The 17,930-nt window shown below is 60.9% G+C and carries 21 protein-coding genes; 1 reads left to right on the forward strand and 20 read right to left on the reverse strand.

What is annotated here, in order from left to right; genetic code table 11:
- Positions 1 to 6: 6 nt before the first annotated feature.
- From AC5P7E_RS00150 to AC5P7E_RS00245, 20 genes are all read right to left on the reverse strand, one after another.
- Positions 7 to 543 (reverse strand): hypothetical protein, encoded by a 537-nt coding sequence (locus AC5P7E_RS00150; protein ID WP_005410114.1) that lies wholly within the window; start codon positions 541 to 543, stop codon positions 7 to 9.
- Between the two features lie 317 nt (positions 544 to 860).
- Positions 861 to 1,397 (reverse strand): DUF4189 domain-containing protein, encoded by a 537-nt coding sequence (locus tag AC5P7E_RS00155; protein ID WP_231347433.1) that lies wholly within the window; start codon positions 1,395 to 1,397, stop codon positions 861 to 863.
- A gap of 327 nt (positions 1,398 to 1,724) precedes the next feature.
- Complete coding sequence (locus AC5P7E_RS00160; RefSeq protein WP_077684470.1) at positions 1,725 to 2,105, reverse strand: DUF4189 domain-containing protein; 381 nt, start codon at positions 2,103 to 2,105, stop codon at positions 1,725 to 1,727.
- Positions 2,106 to 2,137: 32 nt separating this feature from the next.
- Complete coding sequence (locus tag AC5P7E_RS00165) at positions 2,138 to 2,656, reverse strand: DUF4189 domain-containing protein (RefSeq protein WP_043034651.1); 519 nt, start codon at positions 2,654 to 2,656, stop codon at positions 2,138 to 2,140.
- Complete coding sequence (locus AC5P7E_RS00170) at positions 2,574 to 2,969, reverse strand: hypothetical protein (protein WP_321573238.1); 396 nt, start codon at positions 2,967 to 2,969, stop codon at positions 2,574 to 2,576. Before AC5P7E_RS00170 ends, AC5P7E_RS00165 begins: the two co-directional genes overlap by 83 nt.
- A gap of 3 nt (positions 2,970 to 2,972) precedes the next feature.
- Positions 2,973 to 3,284, reverse strand: a complete 312-nt coding sequence (locus AC5P7E_RS00175) for a type IV secretion system protein (protein ID WP_321573237.1) — start codon at positions 3,282 to 3,284, stop codon at positions 2,973 to 2,975.
- 35 nt (positions 3,285 to 3,319) lie between these two features.
- The gene (locus AC5P7E_RS00180) at positions 3,320 to 3,868 is read right to left on the reverse strand and encodes a DUF4189 domain-containing protein (protein WP_114619115.1); all 549 of its coding nucleotides are present in this window, start codon (positions 3,866 to 3,868) and stop codon (positions 3,320 to 3,322) included.
- A gap of 50 nt (positions 3,869 to 3,918) precedes the next feature.
- Positions 3,919 to 5,064: a TrbL/VirB6 family protein gene (locus tag AC5P7E_RS00185; protein WP_114619114.1), complete on the reverse strand. Its 1,146-nt coding sequence runs from the start codon at positions 5,062 to 5,064 to the stop codon at positions 3,919 to 3,921.
- 79 nt (positions 5,065 to 5,143) lie between these two features.
- On the reverse strand, positions 5,144 to 5,929 hold the full coding sequence (locus AC5P7E_RS00190; protein WP_231347432.1) for a hypothetical protein: 786 nt from the start codon (positions 5,927 to 5,929) through the stop codon (positions 5,144 to 5,146).
- Between the two features lie 45 nt (positions 5,930 to 5,974).
- Positions 5,975 to 8,419 carry a VirB4 family type IV secretion/conjugal transfer ATPase gene (locus AC5P7E_RS00195; protein WP_114619113.1) on the reverse strand — a complete coding sequence of 815 codons (2,445 nt, stop codon included), beginning with the start codon at positions 8,417 to 8,419 and terminating at the stop codon, positions 5,975 to 5,977.
- Positions 8,420 to 8,500: 81 nt separating this feature from the next.
- Positions 8,501 to 8,809 carry a VirB3 family type IV secretion system protein gene (locus tag AC5P7E_RS00200; RefSeq protein ID WP_005410119.1) on the reverse strand — a complete coding sequence of 103 codons (309 nt, stop codon included), beginning with the start codon at positions 8,807 to 8,809 and terminating at the stop codon, positions 8,501 to 8,503.
- The gene (locus AC5P7E_RS00205; protein WP_005410120.1) at positions 8,802 to 9,212 is read right to left on the reverse strand and encodes a TrbC/VirB2 family protein; all 411 of its coding nucleotides are present in this window, start codon (positions 9,210 to 9,212) and stop codon (positions 8,802 to 8,804) included. Before AC5P7E_RS00205 ends, AC5P7E_RS00200 begins: the two co-directional genes overlap by 8 nt.
- Positions 9,213 to 9,284: 72 nt before the next feature.
- Positions 9,285 to 10,268: a lytic transglycosylase domain-containing protein gene (locus tag AC5P7E_RS00210; protein WP_005410121.1), complete on the reverse strand. Its 984-nt coding sequence runs from the start codon at positions 10,266 to 10,268 to the stop codon at positions 9,285 to 9,287.
- A 3-nt stretch (positions 10,269 to 10,271) separates the two neighbouring features.
- On the reverse strand, positions 10,272 to 11,315 hold the full coding sequence (virB11, locus tag AC5P7E_RS00215; protein ID WP_005410122.1) for a P-type DNA transfer ATPase VirB11: 1,044 nt from the start codon (positions 11,313 to 11,315) through the stop codon (positions 10,272 to 10,274).
- 13 nt (positions 11,316 to 11,328) lie between these two features.
- Complete coding sequence (locus tag AC5P7E_RS00220) at positions 11,329 to 12,579, reverse strand: TrbI/VirB10 family protein (RefSeq protein ID WP_114619112.1); 1,251 nt, start codon at positions 12,577 to 12,579, stop codon at positions 11,329 to 11,331.
- Positions 12,576 to 13,355 (reverse strand): TrbG/VirB9 family P-type conjugative transfer protein, encoded by a 780-nt coding sequence (locus AC5P7E_RS00225; protein WP_005410124.1) that lies wholly within the window; start codon positions 13,353 to 13,355, stop codon positions 12,576 to 12,578. The genes AC5P7E_RS00220 and AC5P7E_RS00225 overlap by 4 nt, the downstream gene beginning before the upstream one ends.
- Complete coding sequence (locus AC5P7E_RS00230; RefSeq protein ID WP_005410125.1) at positions 13,352 to 14,362, reverse strand: VirB8 family type IV secretion system protein; 1,011 nt, start codon at positions 14,360 to 14,362, stop codon at positions 13,352 to 13,354. The genes AC5P7E_RS00225 and AC5P7E_RS00230 overlap by 4 nt, the downstream gene beginning before the upstream one ends.
- 89 nt (positions 14,363 to 14,451) lie before the next feature.
- A complete protein-coding gene (locus AC5P7E_RS00235) occupies positions 14,452 to 14,898 on the reverse strand; it encodes a hypothetical protein (protein ID WP_012480646.1) in 447 nt (148 codons plus the stop codon).
- Positions 14,899 to 15,322: 424 nt separating this feature from the next.
- Complete coding sequence (locus AC5P7E_RS00240; protein ID WP_088429394.1) at positions 15,323 to 17,002, reverse strand: type IV secretory system conjugative DNA transfer family protein; 1,680 nt, start codon at positions 17,000 to 17,002, stop codon at positions 15,323 to 15,325.
- 36 nt (positions 17,003 to 17,038) lie between these two features.
- A complete protein-coding gene (locus AC5P7E_RS00245) occupies positions 17,039 to 17,296 on the reverse strand; it encodes a hypothetical protein (RefSeq protein WP_005410128.1) in 258 nt (85 codons plus the stop codon).
- A gap of 130 nt (positions 17,297 to 17,426) precedes the next feature.
- Between AC5P7E_RS00245 and AC5P7E_RS00250 the strand changes: the two genes are divergently transcribed.
- A complete protein-coding gene (locus AC5P7E_RS00250) occupies positions 17,427 to 17,846 on the forward strand; it encodes an HD domain-containing protein (RefSeq protein WP_043034643.1) in 420 nt (139 codons plus the stop codon).
- The last annotated feature ends 84 nt before the right edge of the window (positions 17,847 to 17,930 follow it).

Genomic DNA, 17,930 nt, shown 5'->3' on the forward strand with positions numbered 1-17,930 from the left:
CTTGGCTCATGGAAGCGACACCTCGGCAACACTGGATGGGTCGAAGTCCTCGAACCTCACCCTGCCCAGCTCCGCCGCCGAGTAATCCCGGATGTTGGTCGCTTCGGTCTCGATATCCACGACCTTGCGTCTCACCCCGTCAACCCAGCAGGCCTTGTCCGCGGGCGCATAGCGGAACCGGTAGGTGCTGCTCCAGCGCTCGCGGCTACCGCCGTTGGTGATCACGCTGAAGGTGCCCTTCTCGACCATTGCATACGCAAAAGGGTCGCCGGCCAGGCCACCTCGGGTGGAACACGGCACCAGCTTGTCGTTGCGCGCGGCCAGCTGCCAGCGCCCGCGCCCATCACCGCGCAGCAACAGCAGCACCCGGTTTGGCCCGTGCTGGCCGGGCACCAGCCCTTCCGGCGTCGGCTGGTCGATGACCAGCAGCTGATACTCGATGCCATCGCCGTTGAGTTCGCCCCTTACGGCTTCCAGCAGGTTCGCACCGGACGGAACAAATGCCAGGGCATCGTCCATGTGTGCGCCAACCCTGTCTTCCATCCCCTCCCACTCCTTCAATGTGGTCATGCCGATACCCGCCTCCCTGCCCAGCCGGAACGCGTTCCGGCTTATCCGCGCCTGCGCGGACAGGAATCATAGCCTTGCGTACGGCAAGACCGCGATGATGGCGAGCGTCACCCGACGCAGGGGCTGACAGCGTCCTCATTGGACGGAAGAACCCCTGCATTCGGCGGCACTGGCGCGTCATTTTCATGACGCGTGGGGAGCTTACCGCGAGGCGTTCTGCCGCGTCGAAGTGCGAGGAAATCGAAAAGCGGAATTGATCACAGAAAACGGGGCTTAGCGTGAATGGCGCCTTACCTAATGAACAGATCCGCCGTGCAGGCCGTTCTGGCGATCCCGCATTGTCCCTGCGGCAGCTGCTTCCATGCCGCCTTCGCGTTGCATTGCTGCATCGCGACAATGACCGCTCCCTGTTCGGACATGGCGGTGGCGACGCTGGTGGTTTCAGTGCCCAGGCCCGCGTGGGCGACCGCCACGCATTGCGCCTGGAACAGGGTCGCCAACGTACATTCGCCTTTCCCGAACTCCTTGCACTCCTTCATGGATGCACGCTTGGCCTTGCCCCGCGAGCGCATCGAGTTGCTGATGAAGGTGTCGCCGCGGGCATCCATCGCCACGCCACGCACGGTCTGCGCCCAGTTGGGGCGATTGTTGTACGGGGAGCCTGAGCTGCTCACCGGAATGGGCGCACAACCCTGTACACCCTGGCCACCGATGGGATACATGCCCTGCGGGCAATTGCCTTCGGCAAGCGCGGTGAACGGCAGCAGGCCTGCAATCAGCAGGCACGGGAGAAAAGCGAGGTGGTTTCGTTTCATGGGGAGACCCATTCCTTTGCTGCCCATTGTGAGGGGTGGGATGACCTGAGCGGACGATCGTTGCCCACTGTCGATGCTGGAGCCAAGAGAACAAACGGAGCTGCGCCCAAACACATGAAGCTTTCCGCCGCCATCGCGAGTTGCGCTGAATACCAGTCCGACAATCCGATCAACGGGTCAGAATGACTCATAGACCGGCTTCGTACAGTCCTCGTATGCAACCTGACACGCCTTTCCATCGGTGTCGACGCACGACTGCTGGGCAAACTTCCGCGCTTCGGCGGAGTCCTTGGCGCTGGCAAAACCGGCGCGGGAAGCCCCGCCCTGGCTATTGGGAACCTACCATGCAACGCACTGGTTTCTATACGTGTAGATGACTCGGCAATCGGAAGCACCGCGCCTACCGTAGTCTGCCAGAGCAAACTGCTCCGCGTTCTCCTTGCTCGGCCGGCCCGTCGCAACACCGGCATCTGCGGTCGCGTCGGACGACGCAATTGCCCCCCACGTCTTATGCCACTGACCCGCGGGCCCGGGTTCGCGGGCAGTTACCCCTGCCCCAGGAATCGGGGCGCACCCACCAACCCCTTGATCGCCGATGGGGTACTGGCCGGACGGGCATCGGCCCTCGGCACTGGCGTTGCTGGCAACAAGTAATGCAGCGAACAGCAGAGCAGAAATCACGAAAGCTGAATCACCACGCAGAGATTTGAAGTCGGCCATTGCCTTGAATCTCCGTGTGATGTCACAACCGATCAGTCTTGCTGGAAGAACGGCTTGGTACAGTCAGAATGGAAAACGGAGCAAGCCTGACTTCCCAAATCCTTGCAGTCCTTGATTGCCCGCTCCTGCGCCTGTTCTTTCGTCGCGCCGGTGTTGAATCTCATGCCATTGTCCGGTCGTGCAGCCCGGACAACCGCATAGCACTGGTTGTAGTAGGTAAAAACGACTGTGCAGTCGGTAGCTCCGCCCTGCCGGCATCGCTCGACCGCTTGGCGCTCTGCCGAAGCCTTGGCCTGATGCCCAGTGGCCGAACCTGCATCTCCTCCAGGCGAGCTGGCGACAGCACCCCATGTCTTGACCCAGTACCCGGGATTCTCCTGCGGGGCGCTCTGAGCCGCGCCGGGTATGGGTGCGCAGCCACCAACGCCTTGGTCGCCAATCGGGTACTGACCCGGAGGGCAGCGCCCTTCAGCGAACGCCGAACTGACGTGCACAGAGCCCAGTAGGATCAGGGACAAGCACAGATGCTTTAGAGAGGCGCTTACGTTCATCAACTGAATCTCTAGTTTCCATGACTCGGATTTGCCGCACCACGCTGACCGGGAACCGCTGAACCCGGGCCTCCGGTCCATCAAACATCTTCCCCATCGCCGACTGCTGACCATGGGAGTTTGAGCCAGAAGACGACTCCGGAGCCGCCGGCGGCGGAGCCGACATGCCCGGCGGACGACCATCGGCACTCGGCGAGGCACTTGCACCATCGCCTATCTGCGAATATGCCATGAAGGTGCCCAGGGTACCCTGGAAGAACATCGCTGCCATTGGGGGTGTAGTCAGGATCAACGCGGTGAGGATCAGGCCCATGCCTCACTGCTGCATTGCCTGGCTGGTCATGCCGTCGGACATGCTTTCCTTGAGGATGAATTCCTGCACCAGCGCTGTGGTCCAGAAAGTGGCCGCCACACGTACCACCATGTCCAGTGCGATGGAAACCATCGCTGCAAGTACGGCCATGGAGAACATCGTGCCAATGCCGTAGAACAGCCAACGTTGGAACAACTGCTTGGTCTGCTCGAACAGCAGGCACGGAGTAGACGGTGGCAAAACCCACCAGAGAACATCAATGCCAGCTCGAACCGGAGCGGTATCGAGCCCGCGAGAAATCACGGAAAATTGCAACGAGCGGCAGAGCTCTATTGCCGCTAGACCTCACATCAGCGGAATGACTTGAACTCAGACATGCTGCAGGCGGAATAGGCAATCTCGCAAGTCGCCCCCGTATTGAGGGTGGAACACTGAGTCAAAGCCAAGCTCTTGGCCTTCTCCAAAGTCTCTGCACTTACTGCAGTTGACTTTCCGGCGACCATACTCCCACTAAGAACAACGTCCGCTATTGCAGCACACTGATTGTAGTAGGCCATTCGAACGTAGCACTTTTTCCCACCACTTCGTTCACATCGCTCAAGCGCCATCGCCTCTGCGGCCCGCTTCGACTTCTGGCCTATTACAGCCCCAGTAGACATCGGACTACCCGGCTCAGCCTCCCGATCTTCAGCAACCGCACCCCAACGAGTTTCCCACTTCCCAGTTGGCACAGGAGCAGATGTTTCACCCGTCCCCGCAGCCCCTCCAGGGATTGGAGCACAACCCAGCACTCCTTGCTCACTACCCACAGGGTATTGCCCTGGCGGGCACCGCCCTTCCGCCAGAGCTGTAAGCGGGGCCAAGAAGAATACAACCGCCAGAAGAAGAACTCGACTCATGCAAAAAAACTCCCAAGAAACTACCGGGCAATGCCCTTGGAGGGAAGTTGCTAGCCTGAGAACTTTCCATATGTCCCCGGGCCAACTCCACTGCTCGATCCGCCGTCATCTATTTTCCGACCACCAGCCGCCTGAGCAACGGGAGCGTGCTGATGCGTTGCCGTATTTATTGTCTGCGCAGGTGTATAGCTGCCCGGCGGCTGTCCATTCGGACCAGGCGCCGCCGCAGGGCTACCACCTATCTGCGAATATGCCATGAAGCCCCCCAGCGTGCCCTGGAAGAACATCGCGGCCATTGGGGGCGCAGTCAGGATCAGCGTCGTCAGGATCAGTCCCATGCCGCCCTGCTGCATCGCCTGGCTGGTCATGCCGTCGCTGGAGGCGCCATCAAGCAGGTAACGATTTACCAGCGCAGTCGTCCAGAACGATGCCGATACCCGGATCACCATGTCCAATGCAATCGACACCATGGCCGCAAGCACCGCCATCGAGAACATGGTGCCTATGCCGTAGAACAGCCACTTCTGGAACAGCTGCTTGGTCTGTTCAAACAGCAGGCACAGTATGAACAAGGGCCCTAGCCCGATGAACAGCGCCATCGCGACTTCGTACAGCAGCAGCATCGAGCCTGCCGTGACTGCAGGACCGCCGGCGCCCAATCCGATGAACCACTGTGCGCGGGTCTTGTCGGCCTGCAACCCCGGATCGTCCAACACCTTGATGGCATCAATGCTCGACAATGCCACCTGCATCCAGGCCAAGCTCTTGTCGATCTGGTCCTCAGGCTTTTCATCCTTGCCAGTCACGACATGGGTGATGACACCTTTGACGTCACTGGTCAGGAACTTCTGCAGATTGGTACCGAACATCGCCATGCTGGTAGCGACACTGACAATCAGCGCAGCGCGAGCCATGTTGGTAACAAGCACCATCATCGAGTCACGGCTTCGGCCGGTGACAATTCGATAGCCCTGAATCAGCACCCACAGGGTCATGAGAATGAGGGCCATGGCGCCAACCCACTTCATCATGTTGCCCATCAGTTCGATGCCAAACTTCCCGATACGATCGTGCAGGAAGTCCAGGATCAGGCGGAAGAACACGAAATCGCCGATCGACTGGATACGCACCGCGTAACCCAGAAGATCCTGCAACCCGCCTGAAAAATTGAAATTGAAAATCGAGCTGATCGACATTTCCACAATCCCTTGGTAGTTCCGCTACCGCTCTAGTCGCCGCAATGCGATGCAGCGTCAATGTGCCCGGTTGACGCGGTTATTTGATGCTCAACGCGGCCTTGAGCGAAACAGTCTTTACCAGATCACTTGCCAGGCGAATCGCCGTTGGATCACCCTTCAATGCCGCCTGGGCAACGATCTTCTGGTTGGCTTCCATGACCTCGATGTACGCGTCGTAAGCCTTCATCCGCGCCTGCCAGGACTGCGACTGCACCGCCAGCTCGTTGGCCGTCCGCAACGAATCACTGTCAACGCCGGTCACAGTACCCGCGCGGTTGTCGCGCTTGCGGTTCGCGTTGATCTTCGTGATCAGATCGTCCATCTGCGGGATTGTCTGCTGAATGAAGTCAACTGAATCGTTGTACTTGCGATTCTGCATCATCCGGATATTGACGCAGATCTGACGCTGCTGCTGCTTGACGTCACCCTTTGGGTTGAAGACAAAGTACGAGAACAGCATGTCCACGGGATCGCCACTTCCGCCATTGCCACAGGCCTCGGTCACCATGTAATCATCCGGCACACGCGTCAGGATGGCGCCTGGCGGAAGACCGAACGACTTGAAAATGCTCTGAACATCGATGATTGCTTCGCGCACCTGGTTGAGCATTTCACTCCAGCGCTTGGCGTTCTCACCGAATTCGATGCCATTGGAAATGCGATCCAGCATGGCCTGGAGCCAATTGGCACCGTCATACACAGGGATTGCATTTACAGAGGACACACCGCCCAGCGACAACGCCACCCCCAGCGTCAACGCCGCAAGGCGCGATCGCAGGAGGCCACGCTTTCCGGTGATGGCATTCATCGACGCGTTCTTCATGATCATCTCCATTGTCTTCTCCTTCACTCCGCGAAGGCGCCTTGTTCAGGCGACCTCATCGCGGCTGACTGCGGTTTTCCCCGAGCCTTTCCGATTCCTATAGAACTCTTCCAGCCACTGCTCCGGGCTGAGCTCGTCCACTGTTACGCGCGCGCGAACGGCGGCCGTCTGCAACACCCGATGCATGATGTCGATATTGTCGGTCGAGGCCGAAATCACTGAAAGAATGTCGTCCATGCCACGCAGGTTGAGCTGGCAGACACTGGAAGCATGACCCTGCTTGACCAGGAAGCAGCGCGAGCGCTCGTCCAGTGCCGTGACCACCTTGAACTCCGCCTCGGTCAACTTCAGGCCGTCCATGTAGTCGCTCTTGCTGGCGTTCGGGTTCGGCAGCAGGATGAGCGTGGCGGTCTGCTCGATCAGGGCAGCGGAGATATCACTCTTCAGCGCGTCTTCCGGGCTCTGCGTGGCGAAGATGCCCAGGCCGTTCTGCTTACGGATGGTCTTCTGCTTGTTCTTCGCGAACTCCTTCAGGCCACCCTCGCCGTCCAGGATCTTCCAGAATTCGTCCATTACATAGATCAGCGGTCGACCGTCGATCAGCGATTCCAGGCGGTGCAGCAGGTAATTGATGACCGGCACGCGCACTTCGGGATTGTCGATGATGTCGGTGTAGTCGAAGCCGATGATGTTGGCCTTACTCAGATCCACCGTATCGATCGGATTGTCGAAGACCCAACCCAGCGAATTGCCCGAAGTCCAACGGCGCATGCGCGCATAGAGGCCGTCGTCGCCCATGTTGGGCAGGCTCTTCTGGAAGTTGGTCATGCTGCGCAGATGCATCGGCGTATCGAGCATGCTCTCCACCGCACGGTAGATGTCCTCTTCCTCGCGGGCGCTGTACTCGCGCTTGCCGGCCAGCACCTTGATCAGGTCGGCCAGGAACTGCACGTTCGCTTCGTTGTTCTCGCACTGGAACGGGTTGAAGCCGGTCGGCGCACCGTTCTCCAGGGCCAGATAATTGCCACCGCAGGCACGCACGAAGATCTCCGCACCACGGTCCTTGTCGAAGAAGAAGATGGTCGGTGACGGCTCGTACTTCTGCACCTGACTGAGCAGGAAGTTGATCAGCGCGGTCTTACCGGTACCGGACTTGCCGATCACCATGGTGTTGGCGATCGCCTTCTCACCCAGTGAATTCTCGGATGGATGGGTAGCGTGGAAATTGAAATAGTACGGCTGGCCGTTGGTGGTCTGCAGCGTGGTCACGCAGTCGCCCCACGGGTTGTTGTGCTGCTTGCCGGTGGCGAAGTTGTGCAGCGGTGACAGGCCCAGGAAATTCAGCGAGCTGACATTGGCCAAACGCGTACGGTAGCGCCAGTTGCCCGGCAGCTGCGAGTAGAAGGACGAGGTGACCGCGAGGTCTTCCTTTGTCGACACGAATCCAGCATTGGACAGTTCGGCGCGGGTCGAGGCCACGTTCTGCGAAAGCTTCGCCTGGCTATCGCCGTAGACCGCCATGATGAAGTGGTACTCACCCAGCACGAAATTGCCGGATGACAGCTGATCCATCGCCTGATCGAGTTCAACGATCTGGCTGACCGCCTTGTCGCCCGAGGAGATCATCATGCCCTTGGTCCGATCCAGCACCTTCAAGGCGTCCTGGCGCCCCATCGGGCTGAACGAATGGGTGATGACGTACTCGTAGTCCAGGTACTTCAGACCATTGAGGATGCCCGGATAGGTCCCCTCGGCATATTCCTTGATATTCAGGATCGCGCCGAAATGATTGACGCCATTGGGCGTATTGATCACGAAATCGCCGGTCTTGGCCGAGAACATGTGCCGGCTGACCGGAAGATAGTCTTTCACTGGCGCCGACAGTACCGGCACCGGCTCATCGATGCGGTTGATCAGGTAGCCGAACAGCTCCAGCGTTTCGGAAAACACCACGCCGTTCTTGGCTTCGTACATGCCGAGCCGGTACGGCGCGTAGTCGCGGATAACCGCCTCGACGTTGCCGGCCAGCTCCATCAGCTTCTCGACAGCCTGCTCCTGCTCGGCGCGCAGCTTGTCCACGTTCGCAGACTTCTCCACGAAGCGTTTGCCCGCCACCACCGGACGATAGATCATCGTCAGGTACAGCTCATTCTGCATGATGCGCTGCGAGGACAGCATGCCCATGTACTGGTCGGACACATCCTGGTTGAAGCGCTGCTTGTAGTGGCTCTTTCCTTTCAGCGTGCGGCGACGACGGATGTCGTGCACCCAGAAGGCAACGTTGACGAAGTCGGGCGCACGTAGCGTCTGCAGCAGGCGATTGAAGGTGTTGTGACGATGCTCGAGCTCCCATTCCTCGCGGCCGACGAACGGCAGCCCTTCCAGATGCCAGGTCAGCAGATAGTCGCCGCCCGTGGTCTTGACCACGTTCGGAGCAACATGTGACGACAACGGGATGAACTCACTGATGGAGGTGTCAGGGCTGAACATACGACTGCTTCCAAAGAGGTATTGCCAAGAAGTTTCAAAGGACCCGGCGGGCGCAAAGGCCCGCCAGGCCGCCACCGGACCTCAATCCATTCGGGCCGGCTTGTCACGGTAGTGATTCGGGTTGAACACCCACATACCATCATGCTCGCGCACGTTGCGTACCCGCAGCTTGAACATCAGGCGCAGGCCCATCAGCCGGAAGATCATTTCGTCACGCTTGGCCATCTGCCGCATGATGAAAACCGCCACGGGAATGGTGAGCAGGAACCAGAAGTTCGTATACATGCTCAGCAGCAACAACCCACCCGCCACCAGGAAGAATGGCAGGTAGGGCACGCCCAGAAACATCGCCGGGCGGGTGCAGCCGCGGAACAGGACGTTCTTATGCACTGTAGTACTGGATGGCGTTGTTGATCAGGTAGTAGGTGGTGCCGCTGCCGCCGCACTTGCCGTCGCTGCCGTCACCGAGCAGCATACGGGCGATCTGGCCGGCGGCGCCGATCAGCACACCACCAATCAGAATCGGCGCGACGTCGGCGATGCGCTTGTGCGCAAACGCAATCTGGTAGCCAGCGAAGATCACCGCGATGGTGACAACTGCAATCGAGGCGATATTCAACAGGCCCTTGATGTTGTTGAAGAAGCCGCAGACCTTGTCGTCGGTGCCACCAAAGTCGGTCGAGCCTGTGGCGAATGCCTGCGGAGCAAACACTGCACCAACGAAGAGAGTGGCCATCAGCAGGGTCTTCAGCGTGCGCTGGGCCTGGACGAGGTCGAGATTGGATCGCTTCATGGATTGATTTCCTTGTTGATGGACTAACACAACTGAATGGCCTGGCGGTTGCCGGGCCGAACCACGACTTCGTCAGAACACGAAGGCCGCATCCCCTGCGGGAATCTGCTGCACCGGTGGAGCCTGCACCGGCACGTTGTAGGCATTGCCGCTACCGGCCACCGGCTGGTTGCGTTCGTTCCAGGGCCGAAGCATCACAGGGCCCTCGCTGCTGGCGCCCGCAGCACCCGGCAACTGCTGCGGCATGGCCATCCCCTGCGGGGCTCCCTGCCGCGGCAGCTGCTGCGGAATGCCTGCGCTCTGCTGCTGTGGATATGTGCCGCCTTGGACCGGCTGCGCCTGCGGCTGCATCATCCGGTCCACCGAACCCAGCACTACCTTGGAAAGTGCCTGGTCAGCGATGTTCAGCAAGCTGCTACGCGCCATCGCGCCGGTGGAGGGGTATACGACGTAGGCTCGCGCCGGATCTTCAGACGGTACGTACACCGGGTTACTGGCCTGGGCGACGATCCGCGCCTGCGCCGGAGAGGCGAGCTGAGGATGGTGCTCGACCTTCACGCTGCGGCGCTCGCCGCGGCTGACCACATCGATCGGCGCAACGCCGTTGCTGGCGACCTGCTGGCCGCGACGGATCGAGTCGTAGACCTTCTGCACATAGCCATGGCGGAAGCCGGTCTCGAAGTTGCCGGAGTAGTAGCAGCTGAACGACTTGCCCCAGTCACCACCGGAGCGCCTGTAGCACTCGGCCAGGATGCGCGAGCCAGCCTGCAGGTTCGGGCACTGCTGGAACGCCTTCTCATACGAGTCCAGCCCGTACTTACCAAGGTTGTAGCGGTTGACTTGAGCCAACCCGATGGAGAAGTTGTAGCCCTTCTCCTCCAGCATGCGCACGGTAGCCAGCGCCTCGTCCAGCGCCTTGGGCTGTCGCGCCAGCGCGCCACCCACCACGCCGATGGCATAAGGGTTGCGCGACGATTCAACATTGATGACGTGCTGCATCACGTCCATCGACACCGCCATCTCCGGGCACGCCATCATTTCAAGTCCTGGCAGCATCCCTCAGCCCTCCTGCCCCTGGGCTCGCCCGGGATTGAAATCGATACCGGTGATGTAGCGCGAACCGGCGTGCGCCTTGATATGCACAACGATGTCGATGGTCATCATCAACAGTCGCTTGATCACATTGAACTCCAGGCCCGAACCTTCGGCGGAGGCCTTCACCATCAATGCCAGCTGGTCCCAGGTCTGCTCCGGGCTACCGGCATGGCAACTGGTGATCGAGCCCGGATGGCCCGATGCGCAGTTGCGGATGAAGTAGAACGCCTCATCACCACGCAGCTCCGCGAGGATGATGCGCTCGGGCTTCATGCGCAGGCAGGCTTCCATGCAACTCTTTGCGCTGACATTGCTGGTGCTCTGGCCGCCCTTGGAGTACAGGAGGTGCACCACATTGGGTTGGGTCAGAAACAGCTCGCGCGCGTCCTCAATCGTGACCAGACGCTCGTTGTCCGGAATATGATTGACCAGCGCCTTCATGAAGGTGGTCTTGCCGCTACCGGTCGCGCCGGACACCACGATGTTCTTGCGGTACATCACCGCACGCCGGAAGAACTCGGCGTACTCGCGCGAATGGCGCAGCTCCAGCAGCTCGCGATCCTGCTCGCTGATGCTGCCATCGCTTTCCAGGATCTGATTGAAGAATCCATCTTCGTGATACTGGCTGAGCGACTTGGTGTGCTTGGACGGCAGACGGATGGTGATCGAAACCTTGCCGGCGTCACATGCCGGCGGAATCACGAACTGCGCGCGCTGGCCGGTGGGGAACGTGAGCGACACGACCGGATCGGCATCGGTGATGCGCTGGCCGGTGTTGCTCTCGTTCACCACAGCGGTGCAGAACTGCCGGGCCCGCTCGAAGGTCAAGCCCGGCACATCCACACGCTGCCACCCGGCCCGGGTTTCCAGGTACAGCTCGCCAGGACGGTTGATGCAGATCTCCGTCACCTCCGGCGAGGTCATGTACTCGGCAATACCCAGCACTTCGTACTGATAGCGCAGGAAATCGCTGGAGACGAGGGCGAGGGGTGACACTTCGGCGTCCATGATCGTTCGTGGTTTACCGGCGGGAGGGCAGCACGTTGGTGAAATCGACGTCCTTGGCGACGTAGACGTTCACGATCGTGCCTTGGTTGATGGTGACGGTCGGCGGCCTGCGTTCGCTCATTGCCTCATTGGCCAGGCGCTCCATGGTGCGGGCGGTCGCGCTTTCATAGGGCGAGCGCACGGCGAAACCGTTGCTGGAGACGGTGGTCGATTCCGGACCATGTTCGGCGGCGGCGTACTTGAACGCGTCAGCAATCAGGCTGATCATCAGTGCCGATGCGATACGGCTGCCCCAGTGCGCACTGTACTGACCCGGGTGACCCGCGCCACCGAGACCATCGGTACCTGGGCTGGACATGGCAACGTCGATGCCATTCGGCGTGGTGATGCGGTCCCAGATCACTTCCACGCGCTTTCCAGTCGGACCGCCACCGTAAGCACCGTAGATCTTGGAACCCTTCGGCAACAGCAGATTGCGGCCATTGATCGAGTACACAGGCTCGGTCACCAGGCACGAGGTGTAGCCCGCGATGTCAGTGATAATGCGCGTTTCCAGCACGCAGCGCAGATACGTGCCGCGTACCAGCAGTGCATCTGGACTGCGGATGAAACTGGCACTGGATACATCATCGACATCGGGGCCGCGGCGCGTACGCGTCGGCTCAGGCGCTTTCTCACCGCTGGCCATCTGGGCCAACATGGCCTTGGTGTAGTCATCCAGCGGCGGCTGTCCAGGCGTGCCGGACTGGCCATCTCCATTGCCGACCATCCCCGCGTTGCCGCCCATGCGACGTTCGGCCAACGTTGGCCCGCGCGGACCCGCGTCATGGTCCATCGACAGCGACGACCGGGCGGGCATTGGCTCCGGTGGTGGCAGCATCGGAATCGGCGCAGGTTGGGAAACCGGCGGTGCCGGCTCGGGCGTGGAAACGTTCGGAAGCTCGGGAGTGCTGGATCGCGCCACTTCCGGCGCAGTGGAAGCAGCCTCCTTGTCATCCTGGCCCTTTCGGAACAGCAGGAGACCCATGGCCACCAGCAGCACCACGATGCCGCCGAGGAACAGAAGCGCCTTGCGGTTCAACCGCTGCTCTTCTGCCGAGCGCAGCTGTGGCGCGGCCGCATCCAAGTCCGGCGCAGGCTCGGCCTGGGACGTGCCGAAGTACGGATTCGACTGCGCGTCCGAGGCACCCTGTCCACCGTACGGGCTCTGGCTCTCGTCGCGTCCGCTGTTCGGGTCGTTTCCGGGAGTGTTCTGCTGGCTCATTTCTTCACGTTCCTTCGCAGGCCGACGACGAAGTCGCCGTGGCGGATGACCAGGTACGGGTAGGTCCCGTGCACGATCAGCGTATTGCCTTCAACCGTGGTGTTGACCACGAAGTCTTCACCGTATTCCGTTTCCCGGCCGAACACAGCCGGGAAGATGCCGGTCTTGTATTCCGGCGAGTTCGGCAGTTTCAGATAGGTGAAGCGGCCATCGTCGTAGGCGTTGACCGGGATCAACCACCCCATCTTTTTCGCCTTGCTGGTCGAATAGGAGTAGTTGAAGTTGTATTGGCGGTCCTTGGCCAACTCCGAGCTCAACAGCGGCTGCGCCTCTTCTTCCACCGCTTCCTGGGCGACACCGAACACGGTGTCGTTCGGGTAGGTGAAGGCGATCTTGTACTGCACGCCTGCACGACGCGCCTGTTCCAGCTGGCGCCAGTCAGTGGCCACTACCTTCAGCTCAAAGATGTAGGAATGGGTCTCGGTACGCACCATCATGTTGGTGTCGACGTCGACGTTCTTCGGCTTGAGATAGAACACGTTCTCGCGACGGGTCAGTTCCCAGCCGCTGCTGAAACCGGTGCTGTAGTCGAGGATCTTCTCGTTCGGGCTCAACTCGATCTGGGTGGTCAGACCCAGGCCGGTGCGAACCGGATAGATGCGGTCCTTCTCGTACTCGTAATGGTCCACCGCCTGCGCCATCGCTGCTGCTGAAAACAACAGCGACAACATCGACAGCAGCGCCAGCGCGCTTCCCCTGATATTTCGACTACTCATCGGTTGCTTGCTCCATCAGCAGTTCCGGTGGAATTGTTCTGCGCCGGCCTCATTGCCGGCTGTCCGGGCATGGTTTGCCCCGGTGCTACCTGCCCCTGCACCGGCTGACCCGGCATTGGTTGGCCCGGCATCTGGCCATTGGCCGGAGCCGCAGTCGGCTGACCCGTGGTCGGATCGATCATCGTGGCTGCGGCGGGGTTGTTCGGATCGTAGACACCCTGCGCCTGCTGCGCGGCTTGCTGCGCCTGCATCGCACCATCATCTGGCACCGGCACGCCGCGTGCGTAGTCGTTGTCGACGCGGTACTCGGTGACCTGGAAGGCCAGTGGATTAAGGATGCGATCCTGCTCGGACAGCGCGAGGTTCTGCTTGTACTCGAAGCGCATCGTCACCAGTTGGTTGTCCAGATAACTGGACGCACCCGAGCGCTTGTCCAGCAAACTGCGCTGGATACGCACCGATGCACCGCGGAAACTGCCATTCGACTCGGCGCCCAGCGGGGTGATGCTGAGGATCTTGACCCGGATTGCGCGCTCGCGGCCATACATCACGAACGGATTCTGCGGGTTGTTGCCGGCGTAGCGCTGCCGCATCGATTGCGCTACCGGGCTACTGGACATCACAAACACCAGTTCCCAATCGCGCAGGCCCATCACCGCCGAGTCATAGGATTCGCGCGCCAGTACGTACTGGGCCACATTGCTGCGGTTGATGGCTTCACTGGAGGTGATCGTCTCGCCCTGGAACGTGCCCCTCAGGCGCGCCACCGTGGCGGTACCCGTGTAGGCATCAGCCATCACCAGGAACGGCACCTTCTCCTTCAGCGGCAGCATGTAGTAGTAGCCGCCAGCCAGTGCCAGCGACATCAGCAATGAGCCGGTGGCGACCCACCAGGCGCGGCGCTCACTGCGACGCGCCATGTCGGCCACGGTGATCTCGTAGCTGACCGCCTTGGCGACCGACTGCTCGACCTTGGGACTATTGCCGGGATCCTTCTTGCGGAACATGGATTCTTCCGTACTGCTGAAACATCAATGGGCGTGGCACCCCTGCGACAGGCGCGGGGAGCGGCACGTTCGATGATTTCGAGGTGGACTCAGGTGCCGCTGTTGGAATCAGCGCCCTGTGCCGACGCGGTCGGCGTCGAACCAGCGCTCTGCACAACGATCTGGTTGCCAACGATGGAGACGGAGATGCCCTGCGCTGCATAGGCCGCCGTCAGATCGATCACGGCCTGCTGAGCGTTGGTGGTGTCGATGTTGGAAACCGCGCCGTACAGGGTGAAGTCCGAGCTCAGGCGGTAATCCAGCGTGCGTCCGGAATCCTTGGCCCAGCGCTCGAGCATGGCTTTGAGCGTGCCATCCATCGGCGAGGCCTGGTAGACGTAGCTGGAGTACAGCGGGATCTCGGTGGTTGCCGCAGCAAAGCGGTTCACCGGCTTCCAGCGGCCTCCGAAATCGGGAGCGGACTTGGTGGCGCAACCGGCCACCATCAACGCCGCCACTGCGGCGATGGACATTTTCGCGATAAACGCCTGATTCATACGGGCTTCACTTTGACGTACGAAAAAGCAGTCCCGAGCATTGGTCCCCTGGTCGTCCGGCGCTGCGTCGCGCACGCCGGAATCGGAGCGACGCACTGACTGGCAGCACACCCACTCCGGCTCCCCTGCAGCCAACGGCTGCCAACCAAGTCGCGGGGCCGCCAGACACTCCCGGCGACACACCCGCATACCTCACCAACGTCGAAACCATCCATGTTTCATGGCACAAACTCCTGGCCACCCTGCTCTACAACATCTGCCATCCATCACACATTTCTGAACGGCATGCACAGGGTCGCACAACCACGCGTCAATTCCATGTCAGACAAGTCTGAAAATCTATGAACAAATGCCGAATTCTTGACTCAACTCACGTTTTCACGTCAGTGAATATGAATCTACGTCACAAATTTAACGACGTGAATTAGACGTTAAGCATGGGAACGTCGACTTTCGGCAGCAGCCGCGAGGTGAAGTAGCGATCCTTGTAGTAGCGGATCTTGTCGCATTTCACCGGATGCGGTATGCCCTCGTACAGGAACACTTCCTTGTCCGGTCCCATCGCCTTCAGCTCCTGCGGCAGCATCAGTGCCCGCCGCTCCTCGGTGAAGCTGTGGGTCTTCTCGCGGGCGTGCGTGACGTTCTTCTTGCGGATGGTGGTGTAGCCCAGCATGTCCGAATAGTCGTTGGCGTCCTGCTGCTCGCGCGGCGCGTACAGGATCTGCAGCGCGTGGTTGGTGATGATCGTGCGCGAGACTTCCCGGCCGTAGGTGGCATCGAGCTGGGACATGCTCTGGATGATCGGCAGCAGGCGGATGTTGTAACCGGCCATGTAGGACACCGCCGAGGCGATGATCTCGACCTTGCCGATCGAGGTGAATTCGTCCATCAGCAGCAGGCACTGGTACTTCAGGTCCGGGTTGGACTTGGGCAGTTCCTTGGTGTTGAGGTTGATCAGCTGGCTGAAGAACAGGTTGATGATCAGCCGGCTCTCGGCCAGCTTGTTCGGCTGGATGCCGATGTAGATGGTCATCTTCTTCTTGCGCACGTCGGTCAGCAGGAAGTCGTTGCTGCTGGTGGCCTTGTCCAGCACCGGGTTGATCCAGGGATTGAGCGGTTCCTTGAAGGTGCCCAGGATCGAGGCGAAGGTCTCGTCGGCCTGGGACAGCATGTTGGCGAACGCCGAACGCGCGTTGCCACTGAGGAACGCACGCTCCGACAAGGCCTTGAGGTACTTCTTCAGATCGGTGCCATCGCCGGATGACAACCGGTAGACAGAACCCAGCGTCGGCGTGCCCGAGCCGCCCGGGAAGCCACTGCTGCGCTCGTCGTCCCAGTTTTCGAACAGATACAGGGTGAAGGCCATGAACGCGTTGCGCGCCTGGCTGACCCAGAACTTCTGGTCCTCGGCGCCGTCCGGATACAGCATCGCGGCGATGCTCATCAGGTCCGACACCCGGAATGCCGGATCATCGGAGACATAGCTGAGCGGGTTCCAGCGGTGCGTGCGCCGATCCTCGGCGAAGGGATTGAACAGGTAGATCTCCTGGCCCTGGCTGGCGCGCCAGCCGCTGGTCAGGTCGAAGTTCTCCTGCTTGATGTCCAGCACCACCAGCGATTCGCCGTATTCCAGCAGGTTAGGGATGACCACGCCCACGCCCTTGCCTGAACGGGTGGGTGCCGCAAGAATCACGAACTGCTGGCCATCCAGCCGCACCAGTTTGCCGCCATGGCTGCCGACCACGATGCTCTGGCCGGTCTTCTTGAACATGCCATGCCTGGACAGGTCGGCGCCGGTGGCGAAACGCGCGTCGCCATGCAGCGAGCGCTTGTCCTTCTTCAGCAGCAGCACCAGACCGGTCACCAGCAGGACCAGCAGCGGCAGGCCGAAGCCCACGTAGCCGGCCCACTTGATCTTGCCCACGAACGGCGCAACCTGCGGCTGGCCGATGGCGTGGTAGTACTGGTAGTACGTGTTCCAGGTGAACAGCTTGGTGTCCAACCCCAGGAACAACAGGGTCAGGTAGCCAGAAAACACGAAACCAAGCAGCAGGGTCGCCAGCGTGACGATGGCGATGAGCAGATACTTCTTACTGGGCAACACCCGAATCCTCCATGATGCGCACGAGGGCGCGACGGCCTAGCGGCGGCGCCAGCGCGACGCCTTCTTCCGCAGGTTGTTTTCGTTCTCCAGCCCGGGCTCTTCGCCCTCTTCACGCACCCGCTGCAACAGCAGTTGGCGCGCTTCGGCCAGTGACACCAGGTCGGTCAGACGATCCCCATCGTCGGCGACGACCGCATGGCCGACCACATCGCCCGGAGCGTACACCGGCTCGTAGGACACTGCTACCAGCTGATAGCGGCCACGGGTTTCCAGCACATGCCTGAATTCCTGCATCGCATTCCTCCTTGTCGGGGCAACACTGCGTCCCCTGCCCCGCCATGATGCCCATCGCAGTGTCATCGGCGTATGCACAAGCGCTACGGTTTCTGCGCGAAACTGTCTGCGGATATCCAAGGAGACTGCAATGGACTGGGTAGCACTTGCACGCACGCTGGCCACTGAGGCCCACACGGGCCAGACGGACAAGGCCGGCCAGCCTTACATCTGCCATGTGGCGCGGGTGGCGGCCGCGGTGCGCGGCGACGATGACGCCGAAGTGGTGGCCTGGCTGCATGACGTAGCCGAAGACTGCCCGGCGTTTGCCGCACGGATCGAGGTCTTTCCCGCCCCGCTGCGCGAGGCGGTGCACCTGCTCAACCGCGACGCGGCCCCCGACGCGGACAGCTACTACGCGCGCATTGCCGCCCACCCGCTGGCACTGAAGGTGAAGCAGGCCGATCTGGATGACAACGCCGATCCGCAGCGCCTGGCGATGCTCGACGCGGCGACGGCCGGGCGCCTGCGCGGCAAGTATGCGCACGCCCGGGCAGCGCTGGGCATCTGATCGCGCCGCGCGGTGGCCGGTGGGCGAACGTGTCACCGATCAAACGCTGATTTACCCTGAGTGCTGCTGCCCTTGTTGCGGTGC

The organism is Stenotrophomonas sp. YJH_SMC_25, assembly GCF_059369595.1.